This is a genomic window from Lactimicrobium massiliense, assembly GCF_900343155.1.
GTDB lineage: Bacteria > Bacillota_I > Bacilli_A > Erysipelotrichales > Erysipelotrichaceae > Bulleidia > Bulleidia massiliensis.
Genome location: NZ_OUNG01000001.1, coordinates 591,075 through 612,815 on the forward strand (window position 1 = coordinate 591,075; position 21,741 = coordinate 612,815).

The following is a 21,741-nucleotide window of genomic DNA, read 5'->3' on the forward strand; positions in this document are numbered from 1 at the left end:
GGGAAAATTCTAAGCGCTTACATTTATTCATCTGATTGATTAGAAAAAGACTGTTCCCACCATGAGAACAGTCATGTCTGATCACAATTGCTTAAAGATCCGGAATCTGCCAGTTGATTGGTTCACGGCCATGTTCTTTCAAAAACGCATTTGCCCTGCTGAAATGGCGGCAGCCAAAAAAGCCATAGTGCGCACTGAGCGGCGAAGGATGCGGTGCTTCCAGAACAAGATGGCGGCTGCGGTCAATCATGGATGCCTTACTGCGGGCATTGCGGCCCCACAGCAGAAACACAACCGGTTCCTGTTTCTCATTGATTCTGGCAATGGCATGATCCGTGAAGGTTTCCCACCCTTTTCCTTTATGGGAAAGGGGATGGGAATCCTCGACTGTCATGATCGTGTTGAGCAGAAACACACCCTGCTTTGCCCATGGCATCAGATAGCCATTGTTAGGGATGTAGCAGCCCAGATCATCCTGAAGTTCCTTGAAGATATTCTGCAGAGACGGCGGAATGGGAACGCCAGGATTAACCGAAAAGCACATGCCATGCGCCTGTCCTTTCTGATGATAGGGATCCTGTCCCAATATCACAACTTTGATATCCGGATAATCGCAGTTTTCAAAGGCAGCAAATACCTGCTGACGGGGCGGATAAATGTTTCCATGGGAATATGCTTCATGCAGAAAGGCAGATAATTGCCTGAAATACGGCTGCTGCCATTCTTCCTGCAGCCATGGCCACCAGGTATTATGCACCATACTTACTTTGCCAGTCCCTTCCTGTTATGCTTTTTCTTCAGTACAGCAAAGACAATGATTACCACTGCGCCAGCCGCAATTGCCGCACCATAGACCGGGGCAGATGATGAAGATGCAGATTTCTTTGTCTTATTTTCAGACTTCATCGTGCCGCCATTGGCTTCTACCCAGGCAGACACATCATCCTCAACAGAATCCAGCGTTCTGGGTCCATTGTCGAGAATCACCCTGTTAAAGTCTTCCAGCTTGAAATCATCGCCAAGTGCTTCCCGTGCTTCCTTCTCCAGCGTCATCAATCTTGCCAGGCCATAGCCATAGCTGTTATAGTCCGCCGGATAAATCAGGCACTGCTCATAAAGGCTGGATGCCGCCTGTGTGTTGAGACCGACAGTGCGCAGGTAATCAGACAGGTCATCCTCGTCCCAGCCCATGCCATTGACACCGATATCAGCCAGTGCACACAGTGCATAGTTCAATTCGGCCATCACCTGCTGGTAAGCAGCATCAGAATCACTGAGCACATTCCAGCTGTAAGCATGCACCTCTGCATACATTGCCCATCCTTCCGTATAGCCAAGGAAGCTGCAGGCTTCCCGGATCAGATTTGGCTTTGTCGCAAGGTAATACACATGCTGGTAAAGATGGCCCGGATACCCCTCATGGGCAAGGGTGCCATACAGTTCATTCAGATCGGAAATATTGGCATCATTGATCTTGATGATATTGCTGGTGTAATCATCGACTGGTGAAGAAACATAATAGGCAAGCACATTGCCAGACACAACACTTGGATCAAGGCTTGTAGCAGTATATGTCACATCCGGAATTGCCGGGAAACCATAGTTTGTTTCTTCGGAGGAAAGATAGCTGAGAATCCTGTCGGCATCAGTGAAATTCACGGTGCCGCTGCCGGCATTGGCACCAAGCGATGCCAGCTGACTCACCGCATCCTGAATAAAGCTGTCCAGCTCATCAAACTGATCATCCAGAGACTTGGACGTACTGGCTGTATTCTGTTCATCCAGCGTGTAGTAATCCAGGCCGCCATCCATATCATAATAGCCGGTCTGACCGCCCTTTCCCTTGTAGCTGTTCAGCGTATCGGCAATCGTCTGGCAGGAAGGAATGATCTGATTGATGACAATATCACTGACCTGGGTCTTCAGATCCACCCTTTCTCCATCCGTCAGAAGCTGTGAGGCATCCGCATCATCATTGAAGTCGGCAATGATCGGATTATCCTGCGTCTTTGCAACAAAAGAAGAAATCTGTGATTCTGTTTCTTCCAGCGCTTTATCTGACATAAAATAGCCAGCTTCAGCCTGTTCTTCCGTAAAGCTGAGACATGCCTGCAAATAAGACGGCACCGACTGCAGCAGCGTGATGTAATCGTCAAAGTCACTTCTTGTATAGAAGACAAACTCGGTCAGGTTGGTAGACAGATTGGTCACCAGATTATTGCCCGGTGTAAACAGCCAGCTATAATTCTCATCTGAGCGGTTCAGCTGATCTTCATAAGCATATACAAGGGCATCATAGTCATGCTGCTGAGTTGTACTCAGACTGTCATAATCAAAGGCCCTGAGTTTGGCAAGCATATCTTCGGCTTCGCTTCTGGCTTCACTGAGCTCTGTGCGGGGATCCCTGCCAACCTGCACAGCAGGTTTGACAATACCAAGGCTGTCAGGATCTTTCACAGTAAAATGCATAGTGAGATAATCCTGTTCCATCGTATTGATAAAATCCTGCTGCAGCAGGGCATCAAAATCAGCATTGCGCTCTTCGCTGTCATCGGCATGTACAGAAACAACTGCTGCCGGTACACACAGCAGGGCTGCACACATGATGCAAATGGCTTTCTTCAAACGGTCTGTCATAGATACTCCTTTTACTTTTGCTCATTATACTATAAATCGCCCCGACTGCCCCCCGCATACACAGGTCAGATGTTGATTTTGTACTTCTGGAATCCCATATTCGCAGCACTCACAAGTACATTTTTACGCACCGCATATATGCTTTCGCTGTTCAGATCAGCATTGTGTGTATCTGCCAGCTTTTGTCAAATACGCACTGGCTTTCAAATGGCTGTTCAAACCTCTGACTGTCTTTTTTCCATATCACATGCCCTGTTTTCACAACTTGTTCTTTCCGGCCGCAATGGCCTCCATACGATTTTCCATGCGCCAGATCAGGAAGTGACGAAAGGCTTTCACATGCAATCCCTGATACTGTTCCAAAAGAAAATCATATCTGGTGTGGATATGACTTCCTTATTATCTGTTGTAACCTTACTGATCCGGATTATTCTTCACTGCCACAATCACAGATAAGCCAGGCACGTAAATCACGGAGCTCTTCTGCGCCTGCGGATTGCCATCGTGGTCAAAGATCACCTGCCACTCATCCGCACTGCCATATTCCCGATTGTCATAGGATGGATTGTAAAGGATCCTCACATCTGTACATGCATGCTCAGGATCAGGACAGTGAATATCGCAGACAACTACATTGCCATCCATCACGGATACATGCACATTGTCGCAGACTTCCTTCTGGGTAGCATAATGAAACGCTTTGTATTCCCTGCGCAGGGCAATTGCCCGGCGTGTATATGCGACGATCTCCTGATTCTGAATTGCTCTGTCCCAGTCCATCTGATTGATGCCATCACCCGCATTGTAGGAATTCGATACATTGTTCTTGGTACCGCAGAATTCCTGACCTGCATGCAGGAATGGAACACCAATCGAGAAAAGTGTCGATGCCAGCAGCATCTTCTGCCGCAGCAGACGGGTGTCATGATTCTCACTCGAGCAGCAGGCACGCATCTTGTCCCAACTGGTCGCATTATCATGGGTCTCGGTGCCATTGATGGTCTTGCATGGTGAATCAAAGCGATAGAAATACGGATCACCGATCACATTGCCAGTCACTGCCGAACACATGCCAAATGCCATGCCCAGATCACCAGTAATATATCCTTGGGCATACTTCTGATCATCTGAAGTCCTGCCCTTTACCGTATCACGGAAATAATCGTTGAAATGGCCGATATCCGGCATCCGGTTCTGATTGACAATACATGCTTTGTCTTCCGGTGCCAGCATGGTCGGCATATCCCAGCCTTCTCCATATAATAAGGCATCCGGCTTTCTGGCTTTAACCGCATCATGAATCGCATTCATCGTATCCACATCCAGGACACCCATCAGATCAAAACGGAAGCCGTCCACATCATACAGATCCATCAGCTTCGTGCAGACATCCACAAAGTACTTCCGCACCATCGGCTGGGTGGAAGACAGGTCATTTCCGCAATAGGAACCGTTTGACAGGTAGCCGGAATCATTGTAGCGGAACCAGTAATACGGGGTCAGACACTGGAACGGACTGGAATCCACATCGTACATATGATTGAACACCACATCCAGCGTTACCCGCATATCATGCCTGTGGAAGGTATCCACCAGCATGCGCAGTTCCTTCATGCGTGCATACGGATCATCCGGATCCGAAGAATAGCTGCCTTCAACCGTCAGATACTGGGCCGGATCATAACCCCAGTTATAGTTGCGGGATGGATGTTCCTCATCCACGGTCACAAAATCCAGCACCGGCATCAACTGTACATGCGTTACGCCAAGAGAGGCCAGATAGCTCATCCCGGTCGGATGCCCCTTCCAGGATGTATTTTCTTCACGCAAGGCATCAAAAGTGCCATGCGTGCTTGTACCGCTGTGAGCCGAACTTGTCATATCCCGCACCGAGCACTCATAGATGATGGCATCCACAGCAGAATTGATCTTTGTACTGCAGGAAATATGGGTATGCGGCACCAGATTTGGATCAATGACAGCTGAGGCATGTCCATTGGCTGTTGAGGACAAAGCATACGGGTCGAGCGTTTCCCTGACCTCTCCATTGCGGTTGACAAGATACGTATAGGTCGCATGGCGCAGATCACCATTCACTCTTGCCCGCCACACACCATGATCTGTTCTGGTCATCGGATGAGCAGTGCGCGAGCCGCGGTTATCCAGTTTCAGAATCACACTGACAGCGGTTGGTGCCCATACGGAAAACAGTGTATACAGCGGATGGTATATTGGTCCCAGATCATTGCCATCATACATGAATTCTTTGGCAAAGAACGGCTTCTGGCAGATCAGCCGCATTTCCACCGGCACCGAAAGACCATGAGATTCATGCAGGCGGTAGTCAATGCCAAACGGCAGATCCGCCGGCGTTGTCAGCAGATATTTCACAGCATCGGGATGATCCTCCACACTTTTGATAATCAGATCCATGTACAGACCCTGCTGGGATGTCAGATAGAAATAATCTGAACGGCCTCCATAAAAGCTGCTCTTCATCCAGATGGTAATCACGCCAAAATCATCCGCATATGCATGCATAGCCGGCATAACTGTTTCCTCTCTTTCCTGTTAGAAGTGAAGTTTTTGCAGATCCCAGATATCGTGGGCATACTCTTCAATCGTACGGTCGGAAGAGAAGTAGCCACTCCTGGCAATATTGACAAGGCAGCTGCGGGCCCAGGTATTACGGCTGGCATATCGTCTGGCAATCTCTTCCTGAGCTTTGACATATGCATCAAAATCGGCCAGGACAAAGTAGGTATCATTGCGGGTAATCAGCTCATCATAAATAATTCTGAACTCATCCGCACTGCCATTCCAGAAGCCATTGATCAGCGTATCCAGCACATCATGAATACGGCCGTCCTGCTGATAATAGTCATAGGCATTGTAATGGTATTGCAGCGTATTGAGCTCCTCCACTGTATGGCCGAAGATCACATCATTGTCACGGCCGACCAGACTGTCAATCTCCACATTGGCACCATCCAGTGTTCCCAATGTAATTGCACCGTTCATCATGAACTTCATATTGCCTGTGCCGGAAGCTTCCTTGCCAGCCGTACTGATCTGCTCAGACACATCAGAACCCGGCACAAGTGTCTCAGCCATCGTCACACAATAGTTTGGCAGAAAGACAACCTTGAGCACATCCCTCGTGTCTGGATCATTGTTTATTTTAGCGGCAACGCAGTTGATCAGCTTGATCACACTCTTTGCAAATGTATAGCTGGAAGCTGCCTTGGCTGCAAAGAGATATGTATGCGGCGCAATCCGGAATGAAGGATCACGCTTCATGCGCTGATACAGATAGATCACCTGCATGATATTCAGCAGCTGCCGCTTATAGGCATGAAGGCGCTTGGCCTGGGTATCAATCATCGAAGAAGGATCAATAATCTCACCGGTGAGATCCCTGACACATGCAGCAAGCTTTTCCTTGCGCACCTGCTTGACATCCAGGAAAGCTTCCTGCACAGAAGGATCATCCACATGTTTCAAAAGATCTTCAAAATGATGATAGTCCTTCTCCCATGCTGTACCGATCGTATCATCCAGCAATTTCCTCAGCTCTGGGTTGCAGTACATCAGCCACCGGCGTGGGGTAACACCATTGGTCTTGTTCTGGATCAGATGGGGATACAGACGCATCTGATCGCGGAACAGATCATTCTTCAGAATTTCCGTATGGATGCCAGCCACACCATTGACCGCATGAGAGCCAATCAGTGCCAGTGCAGCCATATGCAGCGTGCCGTCACGCAGAGGACGGGTGCGGCTGACAAGATCCGGATCATCAGGGCACTGCTGCCAGGCCCAGGCACAATAGCGCCGGTCTATTTCAGAAATAATCATGGCAATGCGCGGCAGCAGATTCTCAATATACTGCATTGGCCATTTTTCCAAAGCTTCGGCCATAACCGTATGATTGGTATAGGAAACCGTTTCCTTCACAATTTGCCATGCCTTGTCCCAGGCGTAACTGTATTCATCCATCAATACCCGCATCAGCTCCGGAATCACCAGCACCGGATGTGTATCGTTGAGCTGGATGGCAACCTTCTCGCCAAGATTATCCAGAGAAGGATGGTTCTTCAGATGGGTTTCCACAATGGAATGCACACCGGCACAGACAAAGAAATATTCCTGTTTCAGGCGCAGATACTTTCCTTCCTCGGTGGAGTCATCCGGATAAACATTCAGACAGATCGCTTCCACATCAGAAAGATACTGGCGGTAATCCCTGTCACGCGGCGCAACATCCGCCGGTTCTGCACTCCACAGACGCAGTGTATTCACCGTCTTTGTATGGGCACCGATCATCGGCATGTCATATGGCACAGCAAGTACATGGCTGGCGTGGCGATGCCTGAAATGCATATCACCATTTTCATCATAACTGACCTCAATCTGGCCATAGAACTTCACATCCACGGCATGCTTGAGTTTGCGGATCTCCCACGGATTGCCAATCCGCATCCACATATCCGGCATTTCTACCTGCTCACCATATTTATTGATAAACTGACGGAATAACCCTGCCCGGTAGCGGATGCAGTTGCCATTTACCACATAGTTCTCACTGGCAGCAGAGTCCATAAAGCATGCCGCCAGACGGCCAAGACCGCCATTGCCAAGACCCGGATCATTCTCCTGATCTGCAATTTCCTGATAGGAAATACCAAGCTCCTGCAGTCCCTCTGTCACTATGTCATAAATGCCAAGATTCTTCAGATTGCTTGTCAGCATCCTGCCCAGCAGAAACTCCATCGAAAAGTAATACACCTGCTTGAGATCCTGAGAAGCTGTTTCATTTTTGGTATCCTTCCAGTAATTTGACGCATAATCGCGCACCATTGTACCCAGGGTCAGGTATTTCTCAGCCGGACTGGTCTGCTCCATCTCACAGCCATACGCCTCCACCAGTCTGCGATGAAACTCCGCCTTGAACTCTCTCTTATTCCTGAACATGCAATCCTTCTTTCTAATCTATTTCTGCCGCAGCCACAAACATGCATACGGCATCAGAACAATATTTGTAACCTTATCCTTTATATATACCTGGCAGTTATTCCGGCCCCCGTATTCCTTCGCCTCAGAATCAAGCAGCACTTCAGCACCTGTTCCGGGAATCTCTGTTTCCTGCTTTTGATCACTGGTATTCAGCAGGCAGACAAGATTTCCACGCACAAAGCCAAAGACACCATGCTCGCCCTTTAAGAACCAGTGGAAAAGCACAGGATCATCCTCATGCACAAACAGGGCACTTTCCTGCTGGTACAGCTCATTCAGCCTGGCAAAGTATTTCTGAAAGCTTGCATGAGAGGGATAGTCCAGCAGATTCCAGTCCAGCGCCCGGCTTTCATCAAACTCCCGGAACATGGCAATCTCATTACCCATGAAGTTCAGCTTTTTGCCAGGATGGGCAAACATATAGCCATACAGGGCACGCAGCTGAGCGAACCTGTCGTCATAGCGGCCATACATCTTTCCCATCACCGTATGCTTGCCATGCACATTTTCATCATGAGACAGAGGCAGCACAAAGTGTTCACGATAAAAATACTGCATGGAAAACAGCAAAGACTGCGGATGCGTGATCCGCACTTCAGGGGATGTGCCAAAGTAATCCAGAGTATCATGCATCCAGCCAAGGTCCCATTTGCCATCAAAGCCAAGGCCGCCATTCTGTACGGATGTGGTCACTCCCGGGTAAGCCGTGCTGTCCTCCGCGCACATCCATACTTTGGGATAGTACTGATGCATGTAATAGTTCAGACGCTTGATAAAGTCAATGCCCCCCTGGTTGATGCCCCTGTCCTTATTGCCGCCCCAATAGATGATGTTGCTGATGGCATCCAGGCGCAGTCCATCAATATGATAAGTTTCACACCAGAAGGCACAGGCACTCATCAGAAAAGATCGCACTTCTTCCCTGCCAAGATCAAAATTCAAAGTACCCCACTCACTCCATGCATCCTCAGGACGTGAATACTCATACAGTGCTTCCCCGTCAAAGCGGGCAAGGCCAAAGGCATCTGCACAGAAATGCACCGGCACCATGTCCAGAATGACACCGATGCCCTGCCGGTGGCAGGCATTGACAAAAGAGGCAAACTCATACGGATTTCCATACCGTGATGTCAGTGCATAGCAGCCGGAAACCTGATAGCCCCAGGAACCATCAAACGGATGTTCCTGCAGAGGCATCAGTTCAATATGCGTGAAGCCCATCTTCCGGACATACGGAATCAGGTTTTTTTCCAACATGGCATATGTATATGGATTGTTGCCGTTCTTCTTCCAGCCTCCGGCATAAACTTCATAGATACTGACAGGACGGTTATCAAAGGAAGAAGGACGGCTCTGCCAGATCTCATCCGACCATGTCAGACGGCGTAAATCCACAACTTTGGAAGCTGTTTCCGGCCTTGTTTCCGCATAAAAGGCAAACGGATCCGCCTTGTCAATCCAGTCACCGCGGTTTGTTTCAATCCGATATTTATAACTGTCCCATTCATACACATTGGGTACAAACACCTGCCAGACACCGGTAAAGCCGGTGCGGATCATACGGATGGGATGATCCTCCCAGTTGGTGAAAGAGCCGATGACAAAGACATTGCGGGCATGCGGGGCATAGACGGCAAAGCCGACGCCTTCACAGTTGTTCATGCGGCAGCGGTGCGCACCAAAAAGCTTCCAGGCATCAATGCACTGGCCGGCATGGTACTGCGCCATCCGCATCTCATCATCCATGATGTGTTCCCCACTTTCTAATACAGCTCTCTGACTGCTCAATTTTAATGGATTATAAGCCCGGTGTGAAGTGATCGCAGAAAAAAAAGACACAGATGGAAACCCATCTGTGTCCCAATGACTCAGGATAATAACGGTTTGACAGCCGCAGCAAGATCGTCCTTCTCTTTCTGCGCCTCGGCCAGGGTTGTCCCCCTGGTTGTAAAGTAAGTCTTGATCTTTGGCTCTGTGCCTGAAGGTCTCACGATTACAACCGCACCATCATCCAGATCATAACGCAGGACATTGGCCTTCGGCAGACCTGTTGCTTCACTGTCTTCATAGTCCGTAACTTTGACAACTTTATGTCCGGCAAAGGAAACCGGCGCATTTGTGCGCAGACCGGACATGATGCCAGCCATCTTCTCCATGCCGGAAAGGCCGTCAAACTCAAAGGCATCCACCTTGTTCAGATAGCGGCCATACTGAGCATAGATCTCTTCCAGACGCTGCTTGATGGAAGAACCCTTGGAACGATAGTAGGCAGCCATCTCACAGATCAGCATGGAACCTACAATGGCATCCTTGTCACGGACATAGGAGCCAGCCAGATAACCATAAGATTCCTCAAAACCAAAGATGAATCTCTTTTCTTCCCCTTTTGCCTCAAGCTGGGCAATCTGATCACCGATCCACTTGAAGCCTGTCAGTGTATGACGCAGCTCAACGCCATAGTGCTGCGCTACTGCTTCAGCAAGCGGTGTGGAAACAATGGATTCCACTGCCACCGGATGTTCAGGCATCGTACCCTTTTCAATACGCCCGGCACAAATGTAATCCAGCAGCAGAACACCCATCTCATTGCCGCTGACAAGCTCATAGGATCCATCCGGACACTTCATGGCAATACCGACACGGTCCGCATCCGGATCCGTTGCCAGCATCAGATCAGCGCCCTCCTTCTTTGCCAGTTCCAGGCCAAGCTTCAGGGCATCAAAGATCTCCGGATTCGGATAGGAACATGTTGTGAAATAGCCGTTTGGATATTCCTGCTCCGGCACAATCGTGATATCCGTAATGCCCATATCCTGCAGAACATGCGTCACCGGCACAAGACCCGTGCCATTCAGCGGTGAATACACAAGCTTCAGGCCTGCCTTTGCACAAAGGCCAGGCCTTACCTGACATGCCTCAATAGCTGCATACAGCGCCTTCTTGCACTCATCAGAGACAAACTGAATCAGTCCCTTCTGTACACCCTGTGCAAAGCTCATATACGCCGCGCCAGTCAGAACATCCGTCTTCTGAATCGACGCATAAACAACCGCGGCCGCATCATCTGTCATCTGGCAGCCATCCGGTCCATACGCCTTATACCCATTATATTTTGCCGGATTGTGCGAAGCCGTGATCATAATGCCTGCATTGCAATGATAATAGCGGGTTGCAAAGCTCAGTGCCGGTACCGGCATCAGCTCATCATAGATCACAACATGAATGCCATTGGCAGCCAGTACACCAGCCGCATCACGGGCAAAGTTCCATCCCTTCAGACGGGAATCATAGGAAATGGCAACGGTCTGTGTACCGCCCTGCGTCTTCACCCAGTCCGCAACACCCTGGGTAGCCTGACGCACCACCCAGATATTCATCCTGTTGGTACCAGCACCAAGCACCCCTCTTAAACCTGCTGTACCAAACTTCAAAGCAACGGCAAAACGATCCTTGATCGCCTCATCATCATCCGCAATCTGATGCAGCTCATGCTTCAGATCAAAATCCACCAGATCCGCCTGCAGCCAACGATTATACTCTTCCCTGTAATCCATTATCTATTACTCCTTTTTCCTGAAAAAAAGGGATTGGCGCATATGGCCAGATCCCTTCTTTATACCTCACTTCAGGCAATGACTTTCTGCGCGCGCAGCACGTCTTCGATTGTCTTGACGGCAACATCCTCATCCTCACCATCGCATGTGACAGTGATTTCAGACTGTGTCGGAATACCAAGAGACATCACACCCATGATGGACTTCATATTCACGGTACGTCCCTTGTAGGATACCTTTACTTCACTCTTGAACTTGCTGGCAGCATTTACGGCAACCGTAGCAGGACGTGCATGCAGTCCCACCGGGTCAACGACTGTAACTGAAATCTGTTTCATTTCTATCATTCCTCCTGAATTTCATTGACTGGTATTATTTTAACCCACCATGTGCCAGTTTACAAGCGGTTACAAATACTGTGAAAAAGATTGTCTAAATTGCACAACTCACTGCAGCAGATCCATTGCACTGAATTGATGGGAATCAGGATGATGATTTATGGTCGGATATAGCACGAAAGAATCATGAGGAACTTTCACGATGTCTAACAAAAAGAACTATACAAGGGTTGATCTTTGATCTAGCTGGCAGTGCGGCAGTACAGCTTCATGTTTTCTTTCAGCCATGCAGCAAGTGCGGCATCAAAGGCACCCGTTTTGGCACGCCAGCACCAGTTGTGAGTGCCGCCATACGGATTGTTCGTGCGTTCCGTGCCGGCCAGACGAAGAATGTCCTGGGCCTGGACAATGGCAAGATCACAGGGAGATCCCCAGACACATTTCAGCATGACCTGCCAGAGTTCCTTCTTTGTACAGCCAAAGTATGCGCATGCCCGCTGCGCCCTTTCCGGCTCATCTTTGATCCACCCCATCAGCGTATTGTTATCATGGGTGCCCGTATACACGCAGGCATTGCGCAGAGCATACTGAAATGGCATATACCAGGAACCGGGATCCTTTTCATCAAAGGCATACTCAAGGATGCGCATGCCCATGAAGCCAGATGCTTTGACCTGGGCTTTGAATGTATCATCCAGCTCACCAAGATCCTCCACCAGCATTTCCTTTCTGCCATTGGCCTGTTCCAGTCTGTCAAACAGATCCTGACCCGGTCCCTGACACCACTGGCCTTCTCTGGTATTGGGATCAATGGCATAGTAGCGGAAAAATCCCTGAAAGTGATCAATCCGTAACATGTCACAGAAGCGGTATTGAAACATGGCACGCCGGATCCACCAGGCATAGCCATCCTGCTGCATTCTTTCCCAGTTGAACAGCGGATTTCCCCATACCTGACCCGGCATGCCGGCACAGGCAGAAAGACTGCCGTCAGGATTCAGAGAAAACTGTTCTGGATGCGCCCAGACGTCAATGGAATCTGGTGCCATATAGAATGGCAGATCTCCAATGATCTGCACATCTTTTTGTTTTGCATATTCCCGCAGTTCTTCATACTGCCTGAAAAAGAGATACTGCACACGCTGATAAAAAACAGCACTGTCATGATGCTTTGCAATCACTTCACCTACAGCTTCGCTCTGCCGGGTGCGCAGATCCTGCGGCCACTGCTGCCATGATCTGCCCTGCTGGCTGTCTTTGACAGCCATGAATTCCGCATAGTCCTTCAGCCATGACTGCTCTTCCTTTACAAAGGACAGATAGTCATCCGGATTTACTTCCGGCATTCTTGCACATGCCTTTTTCAGCAGGGCAATGCGCTGTTTATACAGCCTTCCATAGTCAATCCAGTCCTCTTCTTCCATAGCAGGCAGTTCCTCTTTTTTCAGATAGTGGTGCTCCGCAAGCCAGTCAAGATCAATCAGATAAGGATTGCCGGCAAAAGATGACAGGGGCTGATAGGGTGAATTGCCATAGCCCGTAGGACCAAGTGGCAATATCTGCCAGTAACGGATACTGGACGCTGCCAGAAAGTCAATGAACTGCTTTGCACTTTTGCCGATAGAGCCGATGCCATAGCTGCCGGGCAAGGATGGTACCGGCATCAGAATGCCACTGCTTCGCTGCATGATAATTCCCTCATTTCTTTTCCATTATTTATGATACGGTTCGTGATGCAGAATCCGAAAACACCGATAGATCTGTTCCAGAGTGAGAATCCGGCAGATCTGATGGGGAAAGGTATTGGCCGAAAGCTTCCAGCGGTAATCACTGCGGGCAATGACATCCTTGGACAGTCCCAGCGATCCCCCAATCACAAAATCAATTTTACTGTGTCCGGAAGTATACAGCTTATCCAGATAGTCTGCCATCTGGGGTGAGGTCCACTCTTTGCCGGCCAGATCCAGCAGAATCACATACTCATCCGGATGAATCTGTTTGAGCAGGCGTTCCCCTTCTTTCTGCTTCACAAGTTCATTTTCGGCATCACTGTTTGTTTCCGGTGCTCTTTCATCAGCCACTTCCACAAGCTCAATCTTTTCATACGGACGGATGCGTTTGACATATTCCTGTGTGCCGTCCCGCATCCAGGCTTCTTTCATCTTTCCACAGGCAATGATGCGGATCATTCGGCAATCACACTCACATCCATCTGACTGCCATCCCGGATGATGGTCAGAGAAAGCTCCTGGCCGCTTGCACAATCGTACAGCACAGATCGCAGTTCCTTGAGATTGTCTGTACGTGTTCCATTCACCGCAGCAATCACATCATTGGTCTGCAGAATATCCTGTGCACTGCCGCCAGCACTATTCACAAGAATCCCCTTGGAAGAGTCCAGATTCAATCCACGTTCACTCTTCTGATACTGGCGCAGATCCGAAAGGTTGATGCCTGTTATCGGCAGGCATCCTCTGCTCACACTGCCGTCCTTTAAGATTTCATCATAAGCTTTCTGTACATCTGAAACACCGATTGCATAGCTGCGGCTTGTTTCACCGTTTTCCACACTGTCCAGCATCATGCCAAGCAGTGCTCCGCCGCCATCACACAGCGGTCCGCCAATGGCAGAATTGGCCAGACGGATATCCGTTTCAATCAGCTGCGCATGCCACAAGGTTGAGGATGTGACTCTGCCCATACCGGCATCAGAAGCTGTGCCAAAGGCAACTCCCATCCTGCCGGTATCCGGATTGCGGCCGGAAAGAGAGCTGACATACTCACCAGCGGACACACTGTCGGAATCACCTTTGGTAAAGACAGTTACCGCGAAAGAAACCGGCACTTTGATCACGGCAATACCCGTGCCATCATCTCTGCCGATGACCGTACCGTCAATTTCCACTCCCGAATCAAAATAAACGGATGCAGCATCATTGTCATTGACAATGCTCTTGCATGTTACGATGTACGCATTGCCCTCATCTGAGCCAAAGATCACGCCAGACCCTCTTGTTGAGGAGACAACCTGGACAACCGAAGCGCGCACATTGGCAACCATTGCGGACAGATCAGATGTGTAGTCAGTCAGTGTATATTCACTCTGTTCCTGGGCTGTATCTTTCTTTTCAGATGTTGTTTTTCTGGTCAGGACATAGGTCAGTCCCGCATTCCATGCCAACAGCACGATAAACAGTCCCGTAATCCATTTCTTCATCCGTATCCCCCCTGGTCAGTATTTCGAACTGACCGGCAGCTGCTACCACCAGACGGCGGTTCAGGTCATGATGATGCGCCAGCAGTAAATCACTGCTGACAGCAAGTGCCTTCTCTCTTGTATTGCCCTCCTGTGACAGATGAGCGAGAAAAATCGTTTTTGTATTTTCAGTAGTGACCGCATCCAGTACAGCCGCACAGTCCTCATTGCACAGATGTCCTTCATCAGAATAGATGCGGGCTTTGACATACTGCGGCCTTCTTGTCCTCATCAGCATGCCCACATCATGATTGCTTTCCATTATGACAGTATCCGCCCCCTTCATCAAGGCGAAATACCGTTCGGAAACGTATCCTGTATCGGTCACATACACAAGCTTTTCACTGCCATTTTCAAAGATATAGCCGGTTGTATGCGGAGCATCATGGCTCAGAGCAATCGGTGTAATCTTCAGTGTTTCAATCACGAAAGGCTTCATTGCCTGCACATGCAGCGTCTCAATGTCCGGAATCTCCACAGGTGAATAGATCGTATGATCCGCAAAATGGCGGATCTGTGATACATGATCCGCATGATCATGTGTAATCAATACCGCATCAATCTCATCTGGATCTGCACCAACCTTTGCCAGAGCAGAAAACAAATATTTCTTTGTTGAGCCACAGTCAATCAAGATACAGGTTGTGCCATCCCGCACCAGGCAGGCATTGCCTTTTGAACCACTTGCCAGTAAATCAATTCTCATATACATACCCCGTACAGTCCAGATAGCCGTCGCATGGATTCTGCGCATTGTCCGGCTGCTGGACACTGATATAAAAGCTTAATGCCGGTGCAGTGGCATTGCCGCTGGTACCGATCTGACCGATCACTTCGCCGCGCTGTACGGTGCTGCCCGCAGGAAGAGAAGATGCCTCGTTGAGATGGCCATAGCAAGAATACAGACCATTGCCATGGTCAATCACGAGATAATTGCCACGATTCTGGTCATAGCCATTGGCTTCGACAATGCCGGCATCAGCAGCCCTGACATCGCCATAGCAGTTGTACACATTGATGATATCCAATGCTTTATGGCCGCTGTAGTCATCCCAGCCGCAGGCAATCGCCGCATTGTCCACCGGCCAGATGAAATTGCCTGTGCCAAGTTTTCCTGCCTCTCCCGGCGCCACAGCTACGACCTCATCCACAGCCTGCCTGTCATCACGTTCTGAAACATAGCTGCCCTTGATCAGAACACCGTTGGTCCACGTCTCCTGATAGAGAACGCTGCGCTCACCGCTAACTCCTTCCTGCAGCACTTTCCGGCTTCCGGGTGCTACGGTTTCATCCTCTATATAATGCGTCGCAAAAGGAACCTCTTCCTTCACCAGCCGCGCCTTTGTTACCGTCACTGTCAACGCAGAAGAAAGATAGGTCACATTCAGCTTCTGCCCCGGTGTCAGATACTGATGAGGATCCGATATCGCATCCTTATTGAGCATCATGACCTGACGGGCAGAAAGCCCTCCATTCTTTGCCCCAACGCCGGCAAGACTGTCTCCCTCTTCTACCGTATAATACGTTTTCTCCGGGGCCGGTCCATATTCCAGCCAGTTCAATACCTCATCCGTGCTGGTCATGACTTCATCCACCGGTGCAGCAGCCTTGGCATAGGTGATCTTCTGACCAATGGCAATACCCGTTGTCTGTTCGCCTGGCTCACTGAGCGCGGGCAGAGTCTGCCCCCTTTCCAAGCGGTCCAGATCATCACTGCTGACAAACAATTCCAGAAAAGAATGCAGTGCCTGAAGGAACAGCTCTCTGTCAGTGACATAGATCTGGCCACTGATGCTATCATCACCGCTCATGGTAACCTTCACAGCACCGATCGAAAAAAGATGATTCTCCTTCAGATAGGAAAAGATATCCTCATCCGCATTGCGGTAGGAAAAGTAAGACTGCTCCCGCGTGAGATAGAGATCCTTTCCCAGAGACAAAGACGTATCCGGAAAAGATTCTGCATAACCATGCTCATATTCCTTTTGCAGAAAATGATCGAGCTTTTCCCGGGAAGAAAGAACACCGATCCGGGTAGCACCGTCATAGAGAACATACTGTGTGGATGGATGCAGATGAATGGCTGTGACAGACTGCGAAAAAAGACCGGTGGAAGCCAGATTCACATTTGCACCAATGGATGGAGACAGCAAAGAAGAGACCATCACAATGCCAATTGCTGCCAGCAGGCAGGCTGTCACAGACCAGAAGTGCTTCATTGTTCTTCCGGCTCCGTCTGCCCGCTGATATTGAACAGGGCATTGGTATTCGCCTGGAAGGCAAGCATGATCTTCCTGGTAGCACCATTTCTGTGCTTGGCAATATTAATCTCCAGCTGCTCGCTGTTATTCTTTTCCGCCTCTTCCTTGGCTGCCTCATTGTAATAAGAATCACGGTACAGCATCATGACCACATCGGCATCCTGTTCAATTGCACCGGATTCACGCAGGTCAGAAAGCATCGGTCGCTTGTTCTCACGCTGTTCAACCGTACGGCTCAGCTGTGACAAAGCAATCACCGGGACCTGCAGCTCACGGGCAACATTCTTCAGACCGCGCGAAATATCAGAAACTTCCTGCTGCCTGTTTTCACCCGCATTGCGCCTGTCCCCGGTAATCAGCTGAATATAGTCAATCATAATCAGGGAAAGCCCGCCCTTGTGCTCTGCCTGCAGACGTCTTGCCTTAGATGCAATGTCCGCCACCTTGGTCATCGGATTGTCATCAATGTAAATATGTGCGCTGCGCAACTCACCTGCTGCCTCATTGACCCGGTTCCAGTCATCATCACTCAGCTGGCCGGTCTTGAGATTATCAGCCTTGATGCCGCTTTTGGCACTGAGCATACGCATGCCAAGGGACTCAGCCCCCATTTCCAGCGAAAACAGCGCCACTGCCGCATCCGGCTGGTACATTGCCACATTCATCGCCACATTCAGCGCCACCGCCGTTTTTCCCATGGAAGGACGCGCCGCAATAATGATCAGATCTCCGCGCTGAAAGCCATGCAATGTATTATCCAATGCTTCAAACCCAGTCTTCATGCCGGTCACATTGCTGTGAGCCTCTGCCATCTTGTGAATATTGGCCAGCACATCATTCATGACCACCTGGGAAGACTTGAACTCACCTGCCCGGCGATTATGAGATACTTCCAGAATCTGCTTTTCAGCTGCATCCAGATAGTCATCTACACTGGTCTGACCTTCCATGCCATCTTCGGCAATCCTGGCCGCCGTTTCAATCATGCGGCGCATCAAAGCCTTGTCTTTGATCAGATTGATGTAGTTCTTCGTGTTATAGCTGGTAACAGAGGCATCTACCAGCTGGGTCAGATACGCAATGCCGCCGCTTTTCTCCAGCACATTCTGATCTGAAAGACGTGTTGATACCGTTGCCAGATCAATCGGACTGCCTTCCTGATACAGCTGACTGGCCGCAATAAAAATATTCCGATTGGCTTCCAGGAAAAAATCATCCCCGGACAGTCCCTCTTCCATTGCCAGTCTGGCCGCATTGGGATAGACCATCATGGTGCCAAGCAGACTCGCTTCTGCTTCCGGCGCCGATGGCAGCACTTTTGCCATTATTGCTCACTCCCGAACAGATGGACATTGATCGTACCGATCACACCCCTGTAAAGCTCCACTCTGACCTTGGTTACGCCAAGCGAAGAAATCGGATATGTATCCAGGATCTTATGCTTATCGATACTAATGCCCTGACGGCGCAGCTGCTCCACAATCTGTTTGGTAGAAACAGAGCCGAACACTCTGCCTTCCGTGCCAGCCTTTACCTGAAAGCGCAGCTCCATCTTTTCCAGCTTCTTTGCCGTCTCTTCAGCCTCAGCCTTCTTTGCTGCCTCCAGCTCAGCTTCCTTTTCCTTCTGTTCATGCAGCACTTCCATGCTGTGGGCCGTCTGCGGCACTGCAAGACCTCTTGCCATCAGAAAGTTTCTGGCATATCCATCGGCGACATCCACAATCTCGCCTCTTTTTCCGACTTTTTTAACATCTTGCTTAAGAATTACCTTCATCGTCACTTTCCTCCTCTTTCTGATATTCGCCCAGCGCCATTTCCAGCTCTTTTTCAAGCACTGCAACTGAAGTATTCCTGCGCTGGACGGCAGCCGCGGTCATATGGCCGCCGCCATTCATCTTCTCCATGATCAGCTGTACATTGATCTTACCTGCACTGCGGGCCGAAATGCATGTCTGGCCATGGTCATCATCCGCCACCACAAAGGCAGCCTGTACACCCTGAATCTCCAGCAGAGAATCTGCTGCCTGGCTCATCAGAGAACGCGTCATTTTCTGACTGTCATATGCGGCAATCAGAATCCCCGGTTCGTACTGCTTTGCACAGGCAATCACACTGCTCTTCAGAGCAAACTCACTGTATGTGTCCTTCAGCCATTCATTGGACATCTGCGGATCAGCCCCATATTTGCGCAAAGCACTGGCTGCATCAAACGTTCTCGCCCCGGTGCGCACATGCCAGTGATCCGTATCAATCGTCATACCCGTTAACATAAACGTTGCATCCAGCTCAGACAGATCCGTCTTGGTAGATACATACGGAATCATCTCTGTCACCAGCTCACTGGCACTGGAAGCACCAGCCTCAATATACACAAGCACCGGTTTGACACCCATGTCCGTAGAACGCCGGTGATGATCAATGACCACAACCTTTTTCGCTGCCTCCTCTACCCTGGCACCATTGGACTGAGAAACGTTATGATGATCCGTCATGATGACCAGAGTGTCATTGCGCAATTGATTCAGTGCCTCTGATTCAGTCACAAAGCTGACTTCATCCTGCAATTCCTGCTTATGGGCAAGCATGGCTGCCCCAAGTTTTTCCTCAATCCCGCCGGTTTTGGCAATGATGCATACCGGTTTGCGCAGTGCCTGCACCATGCGGCTTAAGGCAAGCGCACTGCCCATGCAGTCAAAGTCCGCATTCTTGTGACAGGCAATGATGACATTGGAAGAATTCATAATCAAACCGCGCAGGGTATTGCTCATAACGCGCACCCGCACCCGGCTGCGCTTTTCGGCTGCCTCACTGGACCCGCCAAAATAATGCACTTCACCGCCGCTGGACTGCACTGCCACCTGATCACCGCCTCTTGTCTGCGCCAGATCCATCAAAGTGGAAGTCATATTGTCAAGTTCCTCAAAGTCCGCAGTTCCTCTGGCAAAAGCCATTGACAGCGTAATGGATACTTCCTGCTTCTGGGCAGCCTTGCGCACTTTTGCAAGGACGCTGAAATGATCACCCGCCACTTCCTGAAAGATCTTCTCATTCAGAACAAGCAGATAGCGGCTGTTGGTCACCCGCTTCATCAGGATGCCATGTGCCTGGCAGTATTCCATCAGTGGTGTTCGTACCGCTACATTGATGTTGGCTGCCTCCGCTTCATCCGCAAACTGAATACTTTCATCATAGTTGTCAAACGACGCCATGCCAATGACAACCTGTTCCTGCTCGCAGCGCGTCTTGTACGCTGTAATCTCAGTGATATCACGGAAAAGCATGATCGGCGCATCCTCTTTGCGCCTGATCTCATAGACTCTTTGATCCAGAACAACCATACATGTATCCTGATCGCCGGACAGCAGATTGCCAACTTCCGGCACCCAGGCAGTAAGTCTGTCACCAACGCGGTCAATGCCGCGCTGCTGAAACAGATCGCTCATCCAGGTGATACGATACTGATCATCATAAATGACAAGACCAATCCCACCGGTCAGGAACGCTTCCTGGGAACTGGAGCCCAGGATTGAGCGCACCCCGGATGATTGCTCTTCATAGATGTCTTCAAAGCTGTCAAACAGATAATAGACAAAGGCGCCCTCTGTGATCAGAATGATCAGAGCTCCTACAATATTCTGCTCTAACACAAAGGCAAGCAGTAGTAAGATACCCAGCTGCACAGCCACTACGATGGCCATCAGCCGTTTCAGCCGCACCAGTTTCTCTCTCATGACTGATTCCTCCCCGCCAGCATGCTCTGATGCATATCCGTTGAAATATAGACAAAGCCAAACATAGCTCCCAGCATACTCATGATCATCACCAGCATAACAATCGGCAGTGCAATCCATTTAGAGATATGCGGATTGCGGGCTCTTGCCCAGACTGTCAGACCAATCACGGCAAACAGATCCAGATAGTAATAGCCCGCCAGGCCAAGGCCCATGCACACGGCCTGCACAGTTTCGCTTATGCCCGTACTGCGCATGGCATAAAAATAGGCAAGCACACCGACAAGCGCCACATAACCGGTCCATTTGGGCGGATAATAATCGCGCAGCGGTGTAGAAGGCGGCAGCGGATAATGCAGCCGCTTTAACATGATCCGGGAAAGCATGTGGGTCACAAATCCTTCCAGCACACCTGACAGCACAGCCGCCAATATAAAGATTTCTCTGGCCAGGCTGTCCAAATTCATGATGTCATTGAAGGAAACCCCCATCTGCGTGCCAACCTGATTGAATACATCTTTGATCTGGGCAAGCGAACCGGCCATATCATAGCCAAAGAAGGAAGCAAACACAACCATTGAAAGCGTGTCTGCAATTGCCCCCAGGGCCATCGTCCGCATCAGCAGGCAGCTTGTACCAGTGCCCCGTCTGATGCCATCGCCATAGACCATGCCGATGAAGGACTCCGAAGCCATGTAAAACAATGACTGCGGTGTGCCCAGCACGATGCACAGAATGCAGATCGCAGCCAATACCGCCCAGCTGTCTCTGATGCCATAGCGGGCAGCATAGAATACCATCGGCAATGGCAGCAGAAACACTGCGGTGCCTTCAAAGAAACCGCCGGTCCAGCGGTCAATGAGAATAAGTACGCCAAGGATAGCTGCCATCATGGCGCCGTCTGTCAGTTTTCTAACGTTATGATTCATATGAATTCAAATCCAGAAG

Annotated in this window: 16 protein-coding genes; all 16 read right to left on the reverse strand. The window is 49.8% G+C overall.

Annotated elements, in window-relative coordinates; translation table 11 throughout:
• Positions 1 to 91 precede the first annotated feature (91 nt).
• Positions 92 to 760, reverse strand: a complete 669-nt coding sequence (gene ung, locus DHU66_RS02875; RefSeq protein WP_108774362.1) for a uracil-DNA glycosylase — start codon at positions 758 to 760, stop codon at positions 92 to 94.
• A 2-nt stretch (positions 761 to 762) separates the two neighbouring features.
• Positions 763 to 2,637 carry a DUF885 family protein gene (locus tag DHU66_RS02880; RefSeq protein ID WP_108774363.1) on the reverse strand — a complete coding sequence of 625 codons (1,875 nt, stop codon included), beginning with the start codon at positions 2,635 to 2,637 and terminating at the stop codon, positions 763 to 765.
• 414 nt (positions 2,638 to 3,051) lie between these two features.
• Complete coding sequence (pulA, locus tag DHU66_RS02885; protein WP_108774364.1) at positions 3,052 to 5,187, reverse strand: type I pullulanase; 2,136 nt, start codon at positions 5,185 to 5,187, stop codon at positions 3,052 to 3,054.
• Between the two features lie 21 nt (positions 5,188 to 5,208).
• Positions 5,209 to 7,611, reverse strand: a complete 2,403-nt coding sequence (locus tag DHU66_RS02890) for a glycogen/starch/alpha-glucan phosphorylase (protein WP_108774365.1) — start codon at positions 7,609 to 7,611, stop codon at positions 5,209 to 5,211.
• Between the two features lie 18 nt (positions 7,612 to 7,629).
• A complete protein-coding gene (glgB, locus tag DHU66_RS02895; protein ID WP_108774366.1) occupies positions 7,630 to 9,399 on the reverse strand; it encodes a 1,4-alpha-glucan branching protein GlgB in 1,770 nt (589 codons plus the stop codon).
• Between the two features lie 122 nt (positions 9,400 to 9,521).
• Positions 9,522 to 11,207 (reverse strand): phospho-sugar mutase, encoded by a 1,686-nt coding sequence (locus DHU66_RS02900; protein ID WP_108774367.1) that lies wholly within the window; start codon positions 11,205 to 11,207, stop codon positions 9,522 to 9,524.
• 71 nt (positions 11,208 to 11,278) lie between these two features.
• The gene (locus DHU66_RS02905) at positions 11,279 to 11,545 is read right to left on the reverse strand and encodes a phosphocarrier protein HPr (protein ID WP_108774368.1); all 267 of its coding nucleotides are present in this window, start codon (positions 11,543 to 11,545) and stop codon (positions 11,279 to 11,281) included.
• Positions 11,546 to 11,787: 242 nt separating this feature from the next.
• Complete coding sequence (gene malQ / locus DHU66_RS02910; RefSeq protein WP_108774369.1) at positions 11,788 to 13,233, reverse strand: 4-alpha-glucanotransferase; 1,446 nt, start codon at positions 13,231 to 13,233, stop codon at positions 11,788 to 11,790.
• Positions 13,234 to 13,257: 24 nt separating this feature from the next.
• The gene (gene rlmH, locus DHU66_RS02915) at positions 13,258 to 13,734 is read right to left on the reverse strand and encodes a 23S rRNA (pseudouridine(1915)-N(3))-methyltransferase RlmH (RefSeq protein WP_108774370.1); all 477 of its coding nucleotides are present in this window, start codon (positions 13,732 to 13,734) and stop codon (positions 13,258 to 13,260) included.
• A complete protein-coding gene (locus DHU66_RS02920) occupies positions 13,731 to 14,762 on the reverse strand; it encodes a S1C family serine protease (protein ID WP_108774371.1) in 1,032 nt (343 codons plus the stop codon). Before DHU66_RS02920 ends, rlmH begins: the two co-directional genes overlap by 4 nt.
• Complete coding sequence (locus tag DHU66_RS02925; RefSeq protein ID WP_108774499.1) at positions 14,674 to 15,507, reverse strand: MBL fold metallo-hydrolase; 834 nt, start codon at positions 15,505 to 15,507, stop codon at positions 14,674 to 14,676. Before DHU66_RS02925 ends, DHU66_RS02920 begins: the two co-directional genes overlap by 89 nt.
• Entirely contained in the window at positions 15,497 to 17,020 is a 1,524-nt protein-coding gene (locus DHU66_RS02930; RefSeq protein ID WP_108774372.1) for a peptidoglycan DD-metalloendopeptidase family protein, read from the reverse strand. Before DHU66_RS02930 ends, DHU66_RS02925 begins: the two co-directional genes overlap by 11 nt.
• A complete protein-coding gene (gene dnaB, locus DHU66_RS02935; RefSeq protein ID WP_108774373.1) occupies positions 17,017 to 18,387 on the reverse strand; it encodes a replicative DNA helicase in 1,371 nt (456 codons plus the stop codon). Before dnaB ends, DHU66_RS02930 begins: the two co-directional genes overlap by 4 nt.
• A complete protein-coding gene (gene rplI, locus DHU66_RS02940) occupies positions 18,387 to 18,836 on the reverse strand; it encodes a 50S ribosomal protein L9 (RefSeq protein ID WP_108774374.1) in 450 nt (149 codons plus the stop codon). The genes dnaB and rplI overlap by 1 nt, the downstream gene beginning before the upstream one ends.
• Entirely contained in the window at positions 18,820 to 20,793 is a 1,974-nt protein-coding gene (locus DHU66_RS02945) for a GGDEF domain-containing protein (RefSeq protein ID WP_108774375.1), read from the reverse strand. Before DHU66_RS02945 ends, rplI begins: the two co-directional genes overlap by 17 nt.
• A complete protein-coding gene (locus DHU66_RS02950; protein ID WP_108774376.1) occupies positions 20,790 to 21,722 on the reverse strand; it encodes a DUF2232 domain-containing protein in 933 nt (310 codons plus the stop codon). Before DHU66_RS02950 ends, DHU66_RS02945 begins: the two co-directional genes overlap by 4 nt.
• Positions 21,723 to 21,741 lie beyond the last annotated feature (19 nt).

Excerpts from the sequence above, each read along its gene's own strand:
- ung (WP_108774362.1), bottom strand. The coding sequence starts at position 760 with ATGGTGCATAATACCTGGTGGCCATGGCTGCAGGAAGAATGGCAGCAG.
- DHU66_RS02880 (WP_108774363.1), bottom strand. The coding sequence starts at position 2,637 with ATGACAGACCGTTTGAAGAAAGCCATTTGCATCATGTGTGCAGCCCTG.
- pulA (WP_108774364.1), bottom strand. The coding sequence starts at position 5,187 with ATGCCGGCTATGCATGCATATGCGGATGATTTTGGCGTGATTACCATC.
- DHU66_RS02890 (WP_108774365.1), bottom strand. The coding sequence starts at position 7,611 with ATGTTCAGGAATAAGAGAGAGTTCAAGGCGGAGTTTCATCGCAGACTG.
- glgB (WP_108774366.1), bottom strand. The coding sequence starts at position 9,399 with ATGGATGATGAGATGCGGATGGCGCAGTACCATGCCGGCCAGTGCATT.
- DHU66_RS02900 (WP_108774367.1), bottom strand. The coding sequence starts at position 11,207 with ATGGATTACAGGGAAGAGTATAATCGTTGGCTGCAGGCGGATCTGGTG.
- DHU66_RS02905 (WP_108774368.1), bottom strand. The coding sequence starts at position 11,545 with ATGAAACAGATTTCAGTTACAGTCGTTGACCCGGTGGGACTGCATGCA.
- malQ (WP_108774369.1), bottom strand. The coding sequence starts at position 13,233 with ATGCAGCGAAGCAGTGGCATTCTGATGCCGGTACCATCCTTGCCCGGC.
- rlmH (WP_108774370.1), bottom strand. The coding sequence starts at position 13,734 with ATGATCCGCATCATTGCCTGTGGAAAGATGAAAGAAGCCTGGATGCGG.
- DHU66_RS02920 (WP_108774371.1), bottom strand. The coding sequence starts at position 14,762 with ATGAAGAAATGGATTACGGGACTGTTTATCGTGCTGTTGGCATGGAAT.
- DHU66_RS02925 (WP_108774499.1), bottom strand. The coding sequence starts at position 15,507 with ATGAGAATTGATTTACTGGCAAGTGGTTCAAAAGGCAATGCCTGCCTG.
- DHU66_RS02930 (WP_108774372.1), bottom strand. The coding sequence starts at position 17,020 with ATGAAGCACTTCTGGTCTGTGACAGCCTGCCTGCTGGCAGCAATTGGC.
- dnaB (WP_108774373.1), bottom strand. The coding sequence starts at position 18,387 with ATGGCAAAAGTGCTGCCATCGGCGCCGGAAGCAGAAGCGAGTCTGCTT.
- rplI (WP_108774374.1), bottom strand. The coding sequence starts at position 18,836 with ATGAAGGTAATTCTTAAGCAAGATGTTAAAAAAGTCGGAAAAAGAGGC.
- DHU66_RS02945 (WP_108774375.1), bottom strand. The coding sequence starts at position 20,793 with ATGAGAGAGAAACTGGTGCGGCTGAAACGGCTGATGGCCATCGTAGTG.
- DHU66_RS02950 (WP_108774376.1), bottom strand. The coding sequence starts at position 21,722 with ATGAATCATAACGTTAGAAAACTGACAGACGGCGCCATGATGGCAGCT.